Annotated in this window: 16 protein-coding genes and 1 pseudogene; 10 read left to right on the top strand and 7 right to left on the bottom strand. The window is 36.8% G+C overall.

What is annotated here, in order from left to right; genetic code table 11:
- The first annotated feature begins 26 nt into the window (after positions 1-26).
- From KFZ56_RS16035 to KFZ56_RS16015, 5 genes and pseudogenes are all read left to right on the top strand, one after another.
- Positions 27-712: pseudogene (locus KFZ56_RS16035) on the top strand (CoA transferase subunit A).
- A complete protein-coding gene (locus tag KFZ56_RS16030; RefSeq protein ID WP_255585181.1) occupies positions 709-1,359 on the top strand; it encodes a 3-oxoacid CoA-transferase subunit B in 651 nt (216 codons plus the stop codon). The pseudogene KFZ56_RS16035 and the gene KFZ56_RS16030 overlap by 4 nt, the downstream one beginning before the upstream one ends.
- A 33-nt stretch (positions 1,360-1,392) precedes the next feature.
- Positions 1,393-2,586: a thiolase family protein gene (locus KFZ56_RS16025; protein WP_222643024.1), complete on the top strand. Its 1,194-nt coding sequence runs from the start codon at positions 1,393-1,395 to the stop codon at positions 2,584-2,586.
- 874 nt (positions 2,587-3,460) lie between these two features.
- The gene (locus KFZ56_RS16020; protein ID WP_222643023.1) at positions 3,461-4,150 is read left to right on the top strand and encodes a hypothetical protein; all 690 of its coding nucleotides are present in this window, start codon (positions 3,461-3,463) and stop codon (positions 4,148-4,150) included.
- 41 nt (positions 4,151-4,191) lie between these two features.
- Complete coding sequence (locus tag KFZ56_RS16015) at positions 4,192-4,359, top strand: hypothetical protein (protein ID WP_222643022.1); 168 nt, start codon at positions 4,192-4,194, stop codon at positions 4,357-4,359.
- A gap of 4 nt (positions 4,360-4,363) precedes the next feature.
- On the opposite strand, the gene KFZ56_RS16010 is transcribed toward KFZ56_RS16015, so the two are convergent.
- Complete coding sequence (locus KFZ56_RS16010) at positions 4,364-4,537, bottom strand: hypothetical protein (protein ID WP_222643021.1); 174 nt, start codon at positions 4,535-4,537, stop codon at positions 4,364-4,366.
- A gap of 313 nt (positions 4,538-4,850) precedes the next feature.
- On the opposite strand from KFZ56_RS16010, the gene KFZ56_RS16005 reads away from it, so the two are divergent.
- The 4 genes from KFZ56_RS16005 (at position 4,851) to KFZ56_RS15990 (ending at position 8,950) form a co-directional block, all read left to right on the top strand.
- The gene (locus KFZ56_RS16005; RefSeq protein ID WP_222643020.1) at positions 4,851-6,074 is read left to right on the top strand and encodes a Tm-1-like ATP-binding domain-containing protein; all 1,224 of its coding nucleotides are present in this window, start codon (positions 4,851-4,853) and stop codon (positions 6,072-6,074) included.
- 2 nt (positions 6,075-6,076) lie between these two features.
- A complete protein-coding gene (locus KFZ56_RS16000) occupies positions 6,077-6,901 on the top strand; it encodes a phosphoenolpyruvate hydrolase family protein (protein WP_375540683.1) in 825 nt (274 codons plus the stop codon).
- A 158-nt stretch (positions 6,902-7,059) separates the two neighbouring features.
- Positions 7,060-7,767 carry a metallophosphoesterase family protein gene (locus KFZ56_RS15995; protein ID WP_309228316.1) on the top strand — a complete coding sequence of 236 codons (708 nt, stop codon included), beginning with the start codon at positions 7,060-7,062 and terminating at the stop codon, positions 7,765-7,767.
- 4 nt (positions 7,768-7,771) lie between these two features.
- Complete coding sequence (locus KFZ56_RS15990) at positions 7,772-8,950, top strand: phosphoenolpyruvate hydrolase family protein (RefSeq protein WP_222643017.1); 1,179 nt, start codon at positions 7,772-7,774, stop codon at positions 8,948-8,950.
- Positions 8,951-9,298: 348 nt separating this feature from the next.
- Here KFZ56_RS15990 and KFZ56_RS15985 read toward each other — a convergent pair whose 3' ends face one another.
- From KFZ56_RS15985 to KFZ56_RS15960, 6 genes are all read right to left on the bottom strand, one after another.
- Positions 9,299-10,264 carry a C-terminal binding protein gene (locus tag KFZ56_RS15985; RefSeq protein WP_222643016.1) on the bottom strand — a complete coding sequence of 322 codons (966 nt, stop codon included), beginning with the start codon at positions 10,262-10,264 and terminating at the stop codon, positions 9,299-9,301.
- A 78-nt stretch (positions 10,265-10,342) separates the two neighbouring features.
- Positions 10,343-11,506, bottom strand: a complete 1,164-nt coding sequence (locus KFZ56_RS15980) for an aminotransferase class I/II-fold pyridoxal phosphate-dependent enzyme (RefSeq protein WP_222643015.1) — start codon at positions 11,504-11,506, stop codon at positions 10,343-10,345.
- A gap of 16 nt (positions 11,507-11,522) precedes the next feature.
- A complete protein-coding gene (locus KFZ56_RS15975) occupies positions 11,523-12,800 on the bottom strand; it encodes a TRAP transporter large permease (protein ID WP_222643014.1) in 1,278 nt (425 codons plus the stop codon).
- A gap of 27 nt (positions 12,801-12,827) precedes the next feature.
- The gene (locus KFZ56_RS15970; protein WP_222643012.1) at positions 12,828-13,313 is read right to left on the bottom strand and encodes a TRAP transporter small permease; all 486 of its coding nucleotides are present in this window, start codon (positions 13,311-13,313) and stop codon (positions 12,828-12,830) included.
- Between the two features lie 57 nt (positions 13,314-13,370).
- Entirely contained in the window at positions 13,371-14,393 is a 1,023-nt protein-coding gene (locus tag KFZ56_RS15965) for a TRAP transporter substrate-binding protein (protein WP_222643010.1), read from the bottom strand.
- Positions 14,394-14,417: 24 nt separating this feature from the next.
- The gene (locus tag KFZ56_RS15960; protein WP_222643008.1) at positions 14,418-15,179 is read right to left on the bottom strand and encodes a dimethylarginine dimethylaminohydrolase family protein; all 762 of its coding nucleotides are present in this window, start codon (positions 15,177-15,179) and stop codon (positions 14,418-14,420) included.
- 557 nt (positions 15,180-15,736) lie between these two features.
- Between KFZ56_RS15960 and KFZ56_RS15955 the strand changes: the two genes are divergently transcribed.
- The gene (locus KFZ56_RS15955; RefSeq protein ID WP_222643007.1) at positions 15,737-16,402 is read left to right on the top strand and encodes a GntR family transcriptional regulator; all 666 of its coding nucleotides are present in this window, start codon (positions 15,737-15,739) and stop codon (positions 16,400-16,402) included.
- Positions 16,403-16,433 lie beyond the last annotated feature (31 nt).

The raw sequence follows: 16,433 nt of genomic DNA, 5'->3' as shown, positions 1-16,433 counted from the left end.
TGATAAATGTAACGGGGGGAGAACTCATGATAAAAGTAAAACAAGACGTCCAAGAAGTATTATCCTGTGTCAAATCTGGAGATACTGTCCTGGTCGGGGGCTTTGGGTTGATTGGAGCACCACTTACGTTAATAGATGGGCTCACCAAAAAGGATGTGTCCGACCTGACAATTGTCAGTAATAACCTTGGTGAGCCCGGAAAGGGACTTGGAATCCTATTAAATCAGAATAAGATTAAAAGGGGTATCGGGTCTTATTTTACAAGTAACCGTGATGTGGGCAATAAATACCAAAAAGGCGAAATCGAACTGGAATTAAAGCCCCAAGGCACAATGGCTGAGTCGTTGCGTGCAGGTGGCGCTGGCTTGGGTGGTTATTATACAACAACAGCTGTTGGCACAGATTTGGCAAAAGGCAAAGAAGAACGCGAAATTGATGGCACCCGGTACGTGTTTGAAAAACCGATCCGGGGGACGTGGCTTTGGTACGCGCACATAAGGTAGATACATTGGGTAATGTCGTTTATTACAAAACCGCACGCAACTTTAATCCACTTATGGCTTCCGCAGCAAAAACAGTTATTGTGGAGGCGGACGAGATTGTGGAACCAGGGGAATTAGATCCAGAAGCCGTTATTACCCCACATTTATATGTTGATATGATTATTAATGCGCAGCAAATCCTTACAAAGGATGGTGTGGTAACAAAATGACAGCTAACTTAGATAAAAAGGAAATGCAGCATATGATTGCTAAGCGGGTTGCAAAAGAATTGGAAGGTCCATTGATTGTGAATTTGGGAATTGGTATCCCGACTCTAATACCGGAATATTTGGATGATAATGAGATTCATCTTCATACGGAAAATGGTTTACTTGGAGTTACAGATGTGAAGACAGAAAATATTAATCCTAATCTAGTGAATGCAGGAAAACTGCCAGTCGGCGAAGCTGTTGGGGCATCCTTTTTTAATAGTTCCGATTCGTTTGCAATGATTCGTGGCGGTCATGTGGATGTAGCCATTTTAGGTGCGCTACAGGTGAATCAACAAGGTGTTATTGCCAATTGGGCCATCCCCGGTAAAAATATTATTGGTGTTGGAGGCGCAATGGATTTACTTGTTGGTGCTAAAAATGTGTTTGTAACAATGAGCCATACATCAAAGGACGGCTCCAGTAAAATTTTGAAAGAATGCACCTACCCAATCACGTCAACCCGGAGTGTTAGTATGATTATAACAGATTTGGCGGTATTTGAGGTAATTGATAAGAAACTGAAACTGATTGAAATCATGCCTGGATCAAGTATTGAGGAAATTCAGGAAAAGACAGATGCGGAATTTGAGGACAACACAAATTAATTAACGTTATACAAGAAAATAGGGGATGATAATTTGAAACAAGCAGTAATAGTTGATTCCATCCGTACTCCCATTGGGAAGCTTGGAGGGACACTGGTGAATGAAACAGCGGACTATCTCGCATCACATGTTATTGAAGCACTCACCGAACGGGTGAATTTAGATAAAGGCTCTGTGGATGAAGTGATTTTAGGACAGGCAAAACAGAGTTCTGATGCTTCAAATGTTGCCCGCGTAGCAATGTTGCGTGCAGGAATCCCTACAAAAGTTCCAGGATATACACTGCATAGACAATGTGGCTCTGGCCTCCAATCAATCAACTCAGCAGCACAGCAAATTCAGCTCGGGCTAAGTGATATTATCATTGCTGGTGGAACTGAGTCTTTGAGCACGGCGCCTTATTATGTAAGCGGCGTACGTTTTGGAGTGAAATCAGGAGATGTCTCAATGAGGGATCCTAATACTGCAAGTCAGCCAGGTTCTCAACCAAAAGAAGATTATGGGGACTTGAATATGGGATTAACTGCAGAAAACGTAGCTGAAAAATATAATATTTCAAGACAAGAACAGGATGAATTTGCTTTACGAAGTCAGCAAAATGTCAAAAATGCCATAGAAAATAGTTATTTTGAAAATGAGATTTCCCCTTACTCCGTAAAAACAAGAAAAGGCAAAATTGAGTTTAAGGTGGATGAACATCCAAGAGAAACAACTATTGAAAAGCTGACTAAATTAAACTCTGTATTTAAAAAAGATGGCACTGTAACTGCTGGTAATGCAAGTGGTCGAAACGATGGCGCATCTGCCTTACTTGTTATGTCAGAAGATGAGGCTGTGAATTCTGGGTACCGACCTAAAGCTCGAATTCTAGCACAAGCATCTGCAGGGGTGGATCCCAAACTGATGGGAATGGGTCCTGTCTGTGCAACACGTAAAGCACTAAAACAAACTAATTTATCAATTGAGGATCTTGATATTATTGAATTGAATGAAGCCTTTGCAGCCCAATCCATAGCCTGCATAAATGAACTCGGATTGAATCGTGAAATGGTGAACCCAAACGGCGGAGCCATTGCTATGGGACACCCAATCGGTGCAACCGGAGCGATTCTAATGACAAAATTGCTTCATGAAATGGAGCGTACCGGCAAAAAATATGGCTTGGTTACATTGTGTATAGCAGGCGGAATGGGTATAGCTACTATAGTGGAGAACATGCAAGTTTAATATGCATGTTTATAAGAGGCAGATCAGTTGAGGCTGGTCTGTTTTGCTGTGTGCGCTATTGTTGTAAATCGAGGTAGCTTGGAAATCTACCCAACAACTGTATACTTTTATATCAAGGAGATTTTCAACGTACTGAAAAAAGAGAAAAAGGGAAACGCTGCTGCAAAAGAACGTACGTAAATGATTGAGTATTTACAGCGGTTGCTTACTGAACACATTACCATAAAATGCTGAAAATATGCATGAAGCAAAAGAACAGTAGAGTATTTTTTTGAGGTACGCAAGCCCTTTTATTTTGAATTTTTTGTATCACAGAGCTATGTATCTTTATATTGCCATATATACTGAGTTAATAAACATACTTATAACCAAAAATATGGAATCTTGGTTGAGACAAAACAACTGAAATTTTAATAAAGATAGTACCTGTTAACACGCTCTAAAAAGATATTTTCTCTGGTTATGTATCGTCATTTTTTAATTCTTGAAGGGTTCCTGCCTCATAAAAATGATTTTCAGGAACTATTTAGGGGTGTATAAAGGATTTTTTACAAGTAATAAAGCGAACAAAAGTTCTTGACTTTTAACAGGTTTATAGTATATTTTATACTTAATCAATGCTTGATAATAAGATATGAGATGATGGTTTTGTATATTAATCTGAATTAAGTCAATGAAAGTGTTATGAATAAAGGAACACATTGTGGAGGTTAGCTATACTATGTATAAAAGTAAATTCTTTAGATTTATTCTCCGCATCATGAACTGGATGGATGACCGTCGTCAGGAGATATACTTTATTATAATGGGAGTTTTCATTCTAGTTTCCCTGGGAATAGGTGTTGAAAGATTTCTTTACTATAGGAAGCATCCAATGTTTCAAAATCCATTATCCATACTGGAACATTTTGCTCAGCCAATATTTATTGGCTTGCTTACAGTTACAATTTTGTTATTGTTTGGTACTTTTTTAGCTCATTTCTTAATCATGGTTCCTTTTAAAAGACTGAGGATCTATAAAATGGAACTGGAATTTAATTCTAATACGTTAAGGGAAAAGCAAATTGCCAATCAATTTCTGTATTCATCAACCATGTTGCATAATCATACAGAAAATGTTAAATATCTTATTGATAACCAACTAATGGACCTTAAACAGGTACTGCAATTCCTTGCTTATAGTTATAAAAACTATTCCCTTCAATACAATAATGAATTAACATTGGAAATTGATGTTTTAGAGCCAACCGAACTTAAGGGAAGAGAAAGAAAACTATACCAAGCTATTAATGGTCAGAATATCATAAAAGCAAATACGACTTATGAGAATCGATTAATACAAGGTGATAATCTTTTGCTGGGTACAGCAAATGTTGGAGAGGACTCGGACAAGGCGACTGTTGTAGTTCGGCGTGAATATGATTATCCATTTGATACATATGATCAAGAAACCTTAGAAAGTATTATTGGCTATGCAGTCATATTATTTGATACAGCAATTATGATACAGCTTTTCCACGAAAATGGCATGTATACAGAAGATAATGAAATAGAGACTGACTAAGTTTCAATAATGTGGTACAATATAAGAAAGGAGGAATCTCTATGTCATTAGCAAAAACAAGTAGTGTTAAGGATGAGCAAAAGAAGATGTCTCCTCAGGAAAAAAATGTTTTAAAGAGGTATGGAGTTATAGAAAAATCCAATAAAAAAAAGAGAGCACGAACGATAAATGAATTATATGAACAAAGGTATAAGGTTAAAAACCACTGATTAATTAATGGTAATCAGTGGTTTTCTTTCTAATGTCTGCCTGTTCTGGGAAGAATGTACTAAATGGCTGCGCAATTCTCCTTCCTTTACGTATGTGGTACCCATTAATAACCCTTTTATTAGGCGATTTTGTCTTTGAAAGATAGCGACTGGCAATATAGTTGGTTTTATTTTCCATTGGGCTCATCCTCATTTGTTCTTTTATATATATTATGCAGTACTATTTTGTGTATGTGTCGTATAACAAAAGATGATATAAAATAGGGTTAAGATGATAATAATCATTATTTTTAGCAGTGATTTCTCGTTTATTCCATAAGCGTCCAAGCGTCGGAAATTAAATGAACGTTTGGCTGAGCTTTAAGTTGATAAATCCACAACATAAACACAACAATATCAAACATAAAGCCATTAACTTTCCCTTTCGAAAGCGTTATCATTAATGTATAGAATGATAGCGCTATTTCTATGGAATAAAGAGGAGGATTTATATGGCGAAGACAATTGCTTTAGCTGGAACATTGGATACGAAAGGGAAAGAATATCTTTATGTAAAAGAATTAATCGAATCGCTTGGGTTTAACACCTTTACCATGAACACCGGGGTGTTTGAACCAGAATTTGAACCGGATGTATCGAATGAGGAAATTATGGAAGCGGCAGGAGAAGATGGGAAGAAGATTACTGCGGCAAAAGATCGTGCGAAAGCTACAGAAGTCTTAGCAAAAGGAATGAAAACCCTTGTCCCCAAATTGTATCAAGCAGGTAAGTTTGATGGGATACTATCCTTTGGCGGAAGTGGTGGTACATCTATTGTTACCCCTGGTATGCAGGCATTACCTGTAGGGGTGCCGAAAGTAATGGTTTCCACTTTGGCTTCCGGAAATACAAAACCCTATGTTGGTACGAGTGATATCGTCATGATTCCTTCCATTGTCGATGTCGCAGGTTTAAATACGATTTCTACGAAGATATTTTCCAATGCGGTTTATGCAATTGCGGGAATGCTAAGTTATGAGAGTGACATCGAAGTGGAGAAAAAGCCATTGATTGCAGCTACGATGTTTGGACTGACGACTCCTTGCGTTAATCATGCAAAAAGCTATTTAGAGAGCAAAGGCTATGAAGTGCTTATTTTCCATGCGACCGGTGTTGGAGGGCGAGCAATGGAGGATTTAATCGAGCAAGGATTTATAGATGGTGTCCTGGATATCACGACTACCGAGTGGGCAGATGAGATTGTGGGAGGCGTATTGAATGCCGGTCCACATCGATTAGAAATGGCTGCGAAAAATAATATCCCTCAAGTTGTTTCTGTTGGAGCATTGGATATGGTAAACTTTGGACCATATGAATCAGTACCGGAACAATTTGCAGGACGACAGTTTTACAAGCACAATCCAACCGTCACATTAATGCGTACCACAATGGAAGAGAATAAGCAATTTGGTGAAAAAATGGCAGAGAAATTAAACATGGCAGAAGGCGCCACGGCATTGCTGTTACCATTGAAGGGGCTTTCCGGATTGGATGTAGAAGGACAGGCTTTTCATGGTCCCGAAGAAAACAAGGTGTTATTTGATACGTTAAAAGAACAAATAGATAAGCGTAAAGTAGAAGTGTTTGAATTCGATATGGATGTGAACAATGCATTATTTGCTGAAGCAGCAGCGGAGAAACTCATTGCATTGATCGAAAATAAGAAAGGAGAATGATTATGTTATCCAGACGGGAATTTGTAAATCGTTTCAAGGAAGAAGTGGAAAAAGGGAATGTTTTATTAGGTGTTGGCGCAGGTACTGGGATTACGGCTAAAAGCAGTGAAGCTGGAGGCGCGGATATGTTAATCATTTACAACTCCGGCCGATATCGCATGGCTGGTCGTGGTTCATTAGCAGGTCTGTTATCCTACGGAGATGCGAATGAAATTGTGGTGGAAATGGGCAGTGAAGTTCTGCCTGTAGTGAAAGATACACCTGTACTTGCAGGGGTAAACGGTACGGATCCATTTCGCGTCATGGAAGTCTTTTTGGAACAATTAAAAAACCAAGGATTCAGTGGCGTACAAAACTTCCCGACTGTTGGGTTAATCGACGGGGTATTCCGTCAAAATTTGGAAGAAACAGGAATGGGTTATGACTTAGAAGTAGATATGATTCGCAAAGCAAATGAATTGGATATGCTAACCACCCCATATGTATTTGATGAGGAACAAGCAGTGAAAATGGCGGACGCTGGTGCGGATATTTTAGTAGCGCATATGGGATTAACCACAAAAGGGACGATTGGAGCGAAAACAGCTTTAACGTTAGATGATTGTGTAGAGCGAATCCAAAAGATTGTGGATGCCGGACGTTCTGTAAATCCTGACATTATGGCCATTTGCCACGGCGGGCCGATTGCTGAACCTGATGATGCTGCTTATGTTATTGAACGCGTAGATGGAATTGTTGGATTTTTTGGTGCTTCCAGTATTGAACGTTTTGCTGCGGAAAAAGGAATTCGAGAGCAAACGGAAACATTTAAAACGATTAAAAAGTAAGACAGCCTAACATGTTTAAAGAAGGTGCCTTATAATAGAAGGAGGCACCTTTTTTGTAAATTAAAATGTTTTATTGATTGATTCAATATTTTATTGTGGTTTCTAATATGTTTTCGAGGATTATTAAAGAATGCCGGTTTTATGCAGGAGGGCTGATAGTGCGAACTTTCGTGATCAGTGATATTCATGGTTGTTTGGAAGAATTCATGGATTTGCTGGAGATTGTGAGTTATATGCCGAATAAAGACCGATTGGTTTTAGCAGGAGATTATGTGGATCGAGGTCCGAAAAGCAGAGAAGTGGTGGATAGGATCATGTTTTTGGCCAAACATGAACATGTCGTTGTCTTAAGAGGAAACCATGATGAGCGGTTTCGGACGCTCATTCAAGATGGTAATCTGGATGTTTACGATTTGTTTTTATCCTATGGAGGCGTGGAGACGCTTGCAAGTTATGGTTATGATGCCAAAAAAGAATCTATAAAGGACATTATACCTTCTATGCGAGAGAAGTATGCCGACCACGTTGCTTTTATCAATGAGACAGCGTATTTTTATGAAGATGAACATTTTATTGTTGTGCACGCTGGCTTGAATCCAAATAGTGTTGATTGGAAGTCCCAGCCTCTCGAGGACTTTTTATCTATTCGGGAATTATTTGTGAATGATCCCACCAATGTAGGTAAACGAGTTATTTTTGGTCATACGATGACAACGAAGATCCACGGGAAAGCGAATGTCTGGTTTTCTGATGACAAGATAGGAATTGATGGAGGCTGTGCGATGGGGAACCGATTAAACTGTCTGGAAATTACAACAGAGGGAGAAATGAAGGAGCATTTTGTCCCGGCGAGAAAAAGGAAATGATGAGATGGATAAGCAGCACATTCTTGGTCAGTTTCAAAAGCAAATAAAGAAACAGCTTCATTTAATTGGTGTAGCGGCCGGGTCAGGCTTAACGGCAAAGTATGCGGAAAGCGGTGGTGCCGACTTTATCCTGGCTTTAAGCTCGGGGATTTTTCGACAGAAAGGAATTAGTTCACTTGCGGGGTATTTGCCGATTGCGAGTAGCAATCAGGTTGTGATGGAATTTGCCTCTAAAGAGTTACTTCCTACAATGAAGCATATTCCTATTATATTTGGTTTATCGGCGACAGATCCGGGGATTGATTTGGAGGACTATATCAAAGATATTAAGGCAAGAGGATTTGCCGGCGTAAATAATTATCCCACCATTGGGCTGATTGGTGGACAGTTTCGTGAAGCTTTGGAAGAAGAAGGAATTACCTATGCAATGGAAGTAGAAGCCATTCGATTGGCGAATAAGGAAGGGCTTTTCACTGTTGCATTTGTATTTAACGAACAGCAGGCTATTGATATGCTGGATGCCGGAGCGGATGTCATATGCATTCATCTTGGATTGACGACTGGCGGCGTGTTAGGTGGAAAACAGATAAAGTCCCTGCAATGGGCAAAACGGACTGTTATGGAAATATCACAAATGTGCAAGTCACGGAATCCGTACGTTATCACGATGGTGTACGGTGGGCCGCTTAACCAACCCCAAGATGTACAGTTCATCTATGATCGGACGATGGTTGACGGATATATTGGCGGATCAGCCATTGAGCGAATTCCTGCTGAGCAATTGATCGCAGAGGTCACGCAATCGTTTAAAACGACAAATGATGTAAAACATAATGAACTGATTCAAAAAATAATTAATGGGGTCCATACGCAAGAGGATTATATTGATTTTATCCAAAAATATATTAGCTTGCATTATGGGGAGGATATCTCGCTGAATGATTTGACTGAAATATTGAACGTATCACGATCTTACTTAAGTACATTATTTAAGGAAAAAGTGGGTGTAAGCTTTACGGATTATTTGATTGATTTCCGTTTAAACCGGGCGATTGAGATTATTCATGAGAAAAAGCTCCCATTGAAGATCGTGGCGGACATGGTAGGTTATCCGAACTATGCTCAGTTTAGTAAGATTTTTAAAAAAAGAAAGGGAAAGAGTCCGAAACTTTATTTTGAGTAAGTGTGGGAATATTTATACGACAGCCCCGAGATTATAGAAATTAGACGTTATCTTCATCAAAATCCTGAATTATCTTTTCATGATAATTTAGGACATAAAGTTCATACAAATGTTGGTGGTAATGGAGTAGTAACTAAACTCGAAGGTGATAAACCTACAGAGTTTATGTCATATAAATACAACACTCTTTGACTAACCATATATAAATTTTTTCTGTAATCTATTGGTATTAGGCCATGCCTAATACCAACAGATTTTGCAAACGTTTAATTGTTTAATTTTTCCTAGGGAGCATGTTCATCCAGGTGGCTGCTTCCGTTATGATTCATCCATGTTTGTATGAATACATTAAACTGTATAAGCCGGTTTTTCATTTTTCATAATTTTGATGGCACTATCTGCACTTTGTGTTTGCATTTCCTCGATGGATTCCAAAGAATAGTACCCAGCATGTGGAGTTAATATGATTTCATCCATTAAAAATAGTTCCTGTGTCATATCTGGGGGTTCGGAAAGGAAAACATCCAAACCTGCTCCAGAAAGATGTTCCTCTTTTATTAATTGAACAAGAGCATCCTCGTCAATAATTCCTCCACGGCAAGTATTTACAATTATTGCATTCTCCGGCAAAGTTCTCATGTTTTCCTTATTCAATAAATTACTTGTTTCTTTTGTTAATGGAACATGCAGGCTAAGGACATTTGATTGTTGTAATAATTTGTCTAACGACACGGGTGTTACACCATGTTTTTGAAATAAGCTTTGGTCTACATATTCATCATGAACTATAATTTTAAAACCAAAAGGAAGAAGCCGGGTTGCCACCTTCTGCGCAATTTTTCCAAATCCTAATAATCCAATTGTTACATTGCGAAAACGATGAATTGGCTTTGCACTTATTGAATTCCAAATTCCCGATTTAAGATTTTTATCATAAGCAGATAATCTACGAAGTAACATGAGAATAAGCGATAATGTATGATCGGCCACTTCTTCACTACAATAGTTTAAATGACAAACAACAATATTTCTTTTCTGAGCTGCTCGAATATTTATATGATTATATCCAGTACCGAATGACACAATCCCTTTACATGAAGAAAGTTGATTGATAAGTTTTTCGTCTATTAAAATACTCGCTTCTGCCACAAGAACATCAGCATCTCTTCCAAAACTATAGAAATCTTCATTCATACTCTCTTTAGTTGAAATAAGATAGTCAATATTATTAGCCTCATAATGTTCAATCTCTTTTGAATGGTCTAATCCAGCACCATCAAGTAACCATACTTTTTTACAACTTAATGATTCCATTTATCTTTCCACCTTTGTTCAGTAAATATAGATTTCGGAGTATGTTACATAGGTTTCATATAATTCTCTTCCTATAATTTAGATTTTTTTAGAAACAAATCGTTCGATGCCATCCAATCCTTTTTCTAATTGATCAAAAGATTGTGCATATGAAATCCGAATAAATCCTTCACCATGTTCAGTAAAAGCATTTCCCGGTATGATCGCAACATTTTCTTCTTCTAAAAGGCCATCCATAAATTCTGTAGAGGAAAGACCTGTCTTTTTTATCGACGGAAAGATATAAAATGCCCCATTAGGTGGGATAACTTCTAATCCCATTTTTACAATACGGTTATACACATAATCTCTTCTTTTTTTATAGTCAATTTTCATCCTCAATACTTCGTCATTATTTTTTTCACTTTTTAATGCTATAACTGAAGCATATTGACTTATGGATGGAGCACATATGGTATTAAATGATTTGATTTTATTAAATTCTTCAATTAAATAGTTTGGTGCAAAAGCAAACCCGATTCTCCAACCTGTCATAGCAAGTGATTTAGATAATCCATTTATAATGATGGATTGATTCTTAACTTTATCAATTTCCCCAATCGACATATGATCTTCCTCAAAGTTTAATTCACTATATATTTCGTCCGCAACAATAAATATTTCTTTTCCTGCCAGAAGATCAGCAATATCCCTTATTTCAGATTTTGTTAATAATGATCCCATTGGGTTATTAGGATAAGGTAAGACAATAGCTCTGGTTTTATCTGTTAAATGCTTTTCAATAAGGTTAGCTGTTAGTTTAAATTCATTGCTTGTCGTATCTACATAAACAGATACTCCATTGCACATTTGCACTAATGGTTCATATCCAGGATACGCTGGAGTTGGAATGATTACTTCCGAACCTTCATTTAATATTGTACGGAAGGTAATATCTAAAGCTTCACTTGCACCTACTGTTACAAGAACTTCTTCATTTGGGTCAAAAGTTAGATTATATTGCCGATTCATATAATGACAAGCTGCTTCTCTTAATTCCAGTAAACCTGCTGTTTCAGTGTATCCGGTATGTCCATCTTTAATTGCTTGAATGCCAGCTTCTTTAATATATTCAGGTGTATCAAAATTGGGTTGGCCAAAAGTTAAGTTAATCACATCAGGAGAGCGATCTACCTTATTAGAAACTTTACGTATACCAGACATTTCAATATTTCGTACATTTTTGTTTAATAAATGTCTCATTTCTATCTATCCTTTCTTATTCATTAGTAAATAAAAGTGATATGGTTGGGACGTATGTTACAATTAATAACGCTGCAATCATAAATAGAATAATTGGTACCATTGACTTAAACATTTTCTCAATAGGGGTTTGTCCAACCGACGATGCTATATATAAATTAACACCAAATGGCGGTGTAATAAAACCAAGTGCTAAGTTCATAACCATAATGACACCAAAATGAATTGGATCTACGCCAATTGCAGTTGTAATTGGTAATAATATCGGTGTTAGCATTGCCAAAGCTGGTATCGTATCCACAAATGCACCAACAAGTAATAAAAATAAATTAATTAGTAATATAATAATAATCTCATTGGATGTAAGAGATGTAATCATGTTGGCAATTTTCATAGGAATTTGCTCAGTTGAAAGCAAATAGGCAAATGCAATCGATGTACCTATCATATACATCGTTGCCCCCGTTAAATGAATTGTTTCGGTCAAACTTTCATTAATTTCTTGCCACTTTAAGTCTTTATGTACAAATGTTCCAATAAGAAATGCATAAACGATTGCAATGACTGCAGCTTCCGTAGGGGTAAAAAACCCTCCGTATATTCCACCTATTATAATAACAGGTGCCAACAAAGCCCATTTCGCATCATATATTGATCTTAGTAGTGTTTTAAATGAATAATCGGTCTTCTCAGTCACTATAGTTCCATCTTTTTTAATTGCAATATATGAAAAAACCATTAATACGACACCAATTAATAATCCCGGTAAAATCCCCGCCTTAAATAATTCTCCAATGGAAGTTCCACTAATTACACCATATAAGATGAGCGGAATACTTGGTGGAATTAAAACACCGATACTTCCTGCAGCTGCAGTCAAAGCAGAAGCAAAACCAGGATCATATTGTTTCTTTTTCATCTCAGGAATCATAAATGATCCAATGGCTGCAACAGTTGCCGGCCCAGAACCAGATAATGCTGCAAAAAATGTACAGGCAACGATGGTTACCATAGCAAGACCACCAACCATCCACCCTACAAGTTGATTAGCCAAGGTTAATATTCGCTTTGATATACCTCCCCTTCCCATTAACAAACCCGCAAACATAAAAAATGGAATCGCAAGTAGAGGAAATGAATCTAAAGAGCTAAATAATCTTGTAATAAGCATAGTCATATTAATCGTGTCAGATACTAATATAGTAAGCATTGAAGCGATCCCAATTGCTATACCAATTGGTACACTTAACAATATAAGTATTAGGAGACTTCCAAATAAAAGTAACATAGTCATTTATAACTACTCCTTAATAGATTAAGGTTAATTTGTTAGTTCTACTTTATCTTTAATGATAAAATAAACTTGCTGTACCAATCGAATTATCATCAAAACCCCACTAAGTGGAATGATTATATAGACAATCCACATCGGAATCCCCAAACTGGACGTTTGTTGACCAAGCATTTGCGTTGATAACACAACTTCTGTTCCGACAAAAGCCATTGCAAAGGCAAATGCCGACCAAACAAAAATGACAAACAGTTCCGTTATTTTCTTGCCTTTTGGCGAAAACCTGTCCACCAATAATGTAATTCGGATATGTTCTCGCATTCTAATGGCATAGCTTGCACTAATCCAAGTAATCCAGATTAATAAATACCTGGATAATTCAGCATTCCAACCAACTGGAACACTAAAAATATATCGTGCAAGCACTTGGACGAGTACCAATAATATGAGAAAAATAAAGCTAATGATCAATAGCCATTTTTCAATTTCAACATCAATTAATTTCTTAAGTTTCAATGCCTTGCCTCCTCATGGATTGTTGAAAAGGAATGCAAATGCTTCCACTGAAAATACTTACTCATCAGTATTTTTTGCCATATCAACCAAATCCTCACCAACAATTTCAGCAAACTGATCGTAAACTGGTTGAACTGCTTCTATAAGTCTTTGACGTTCTCCCTTACTGATCTCATTGATTTCAATTAAATTATCATCTTCCATTTCTTGTCGTATTGTATCTTCCGCTTCATCGACCAAATCATAATAATTATCTTCCATATCCGCCGCTGCAGTGACAACTATATCTTGTAAATCTTCTGGAAGTTGATTAAAGCGCTCTTGACTCATTAGAAAGATAAGACCAGAATATTGATGGTAAGTTAATGATAAATAATCTTGAACTTCATAAAATAATCCGGAATCTACCAATCCCAATGGGCTGTCCATTCCATCATAAACATTTTGCTGAAGTGCACTATATAGTTCTCCATATGCTAGTGGAGAAGCATTTGCACCAAGAGCATTAAACATTTCTTCTTGTATTTCAGATTCTTGAACTCGAAGTTGTAACCCATTCATGTCTTCAAGTGTTTCTATTGGATGTTGACTATTTAATACATGGCGAAAACCATCGTAGCCATATCCAAGTACCTTTAAATTTATGTCCTCAAGACCATTGGATAGTTCTTCGCCCAATTCTCCTGCTAATGCTTGTCTAGGGGCTTCCCGATCCTCAAATAAAAATGGCAAATCAAGCACATAAAAACGCTCATCAAAATTACCTAAAGAAGGAGCTCCAACTAAACTTATCTCAATATTATTGAGTTGTAACGCTTCAATTAATTCACGATCGGAATCATATAGTTCCCCATTCGGAAAAATCTGTACTTCTATCCTTCCATCAGATTCTTCCTCAACTTCTTCTTGAAAATCCAATGCTGCAATATGCGCTGGGTTATCAGTTGACACAATATGTGGTAAACGTAATACAAATTCTGCTTCGTCTGTTGATACCTCCCCACTACTATCACTAGCAGAACATGACACTAACAGAACCATAAGAGATAGAAAGCATAATAGAAAGATATTTTTTCTCATCTTGGTTCACCCTTTTTATTTATGTTAGAATCGTAACGATAAACAACTTAAGCCACCATCATGCTTTTGAAACTCAGACATTGGCACCTCAATTACATTAAAGCCTGCATTTTCAACTTTAGAGATTGTAGTCGTAAAATCTTCTGGCATAATAACGTAGTCATTAACGCGAATACAGTTAGATGCATACTCTTCCTCTTTTGGCACGATTATTTTTTTATAGCCGTTGAATAATGGGTGATCGATAAATTCTCCCCCAACAACAACGGTATCATTTCCTATATAAGCAATACCTGTTTTTAAATGAAAGAACTCTTCTAATTGAACAATAACTGCTTCATATTGATACTGCTCCACAATTGCTTTAAATTGTTCTGCGCCATGACGATTGGTACGATCAGATAAACCAATATAGAATTTATTATCAATTTGTAAAACATCTCCACCATCAACATACCCGGGTGCTTGAATATAGTGAAACAAACTATAAAAATTCTTCAATACAGGTACCATTTCTTCAGTTTCTCTATTTCGTGATGATGCCCCTGGATTACAAATAATTGCAAATTCTTTCGTTAATACTGCTGTATCTTCGACAAATGTAGAGTCAGGAAATTCCTCATTTGCTGGTAAATCTGTAATGGTAACGTCACACTTTTCTAATGCCTTTATATAAGCTTCATGTTGTTGTAATAATAGATCATAGTCTGGAGAACCTAAGTCACTTGTAGTTAAGCCATTAATGTAACTTTCACCTGGTTTTTTTACAATAGCATTTTTGAACATTTTCTATTCCTCCTGCCTGTTTAATGTTTTTTCTTTCGGTTTCATGAAACTAAACCATCCTTTTGAACCTTGACGTAAATAACAGTTCATAAACTGATTATTTTTCTTCAGTCCCTATTGTTAAAAGGTATTTTCATAAGAGTTAACGCTTTCATTTCTGAAATTTAATTAATAATTATATGTACCCCCTATCTCTTTATCTTCATTATGGTATACTGTATACTAACTTGTTTCGAGTTAAAAGTCAACTATAATTTAAAAACAAGGAATTAATGGAATTATCTATCCATAAATCTATCATTTTGTAAGGCATTTTAATAATATAATTTTACCACTTTACGTTCTAGATAGCCATATACTTAGTGCATGCTTGTCATACACAAAGAGCCACTGTGTTTTGGAGTTTTAGGAGGAGGAGTGAAGAAAACTTTATACAAATTTCATATATTCGTTTACGAAACAATAATATTCTATCATTATTGGTGTAAGTGTTTACAAAAGCTGTATTATACTATACTATTTGTATACAGTATACAAATAAGGTGAGGTGAGATGTGATGAAAAAAGTTATTCAAAGTGAAACTTTGGCAGACCAGGCTTACCGAATCATTAAACAAGCGATTACGAACGGAGATTTAAAAGATGGCGAACTATTGCCGGAAGAAAGGCTGGCGAAAGATTTAGGCATAAGCCGAACTCCTTTACGGGATGCTTTAGGTCGATTGACCTCGGAAGGTTTGATTATCCAACAAAAAAGTGCCCCAGCACTTGTAGCAAGTTTTACAAAAGAAAATTCATTGGAGTATATGGAACTTCGTAACTTATTGGAGATATATAATATCGAGAAAATTATTGCAAAAGTTTCTGATGAACTTCTTAAGGAATTACACACTAAGTTGGAAAATCAACTAACTGCAATCAACGAGGATAAATACAATGAGTTTATCGAGCTTGACCGGGAATTCCATTTGATCTTAGCATCCTACAACGATAATAGCGAGCTGAAAAAAATAATTCACCGCATCAATACGGGTGTTAACCGAGCTTTCTTAATTTTGTCAAGCACAGTTCCAAAGAGTGCAAAGGAAGCATATGAGGAGCACTTGGAAATTGTTAAAGCACTCGAAAAACGAGATGTCGTTCTGGCCAGGGATAAAATGCGAATTCACATGTATAACGTCGAGAAACGCTTTCTGAGTTATTACGATAATAAAGAAAAATAGAAAGCATTCATTCTCATGACAGGGAGGGTTA

Origin of the sequence: Virgibacillus sp. NKC19-3 (genome assembly GCF_019837165.1) — a bacterium.
Classification (GTDB): Bacteria; Bacillota; Bacilli; order Bacillales; family Amphibacillaceae; genus Virgibacillus_L; species Virgibacillus_L saliphilus.
This window is presented reverse-complemented; position numbering and strand designations above follow the sequence as displayed.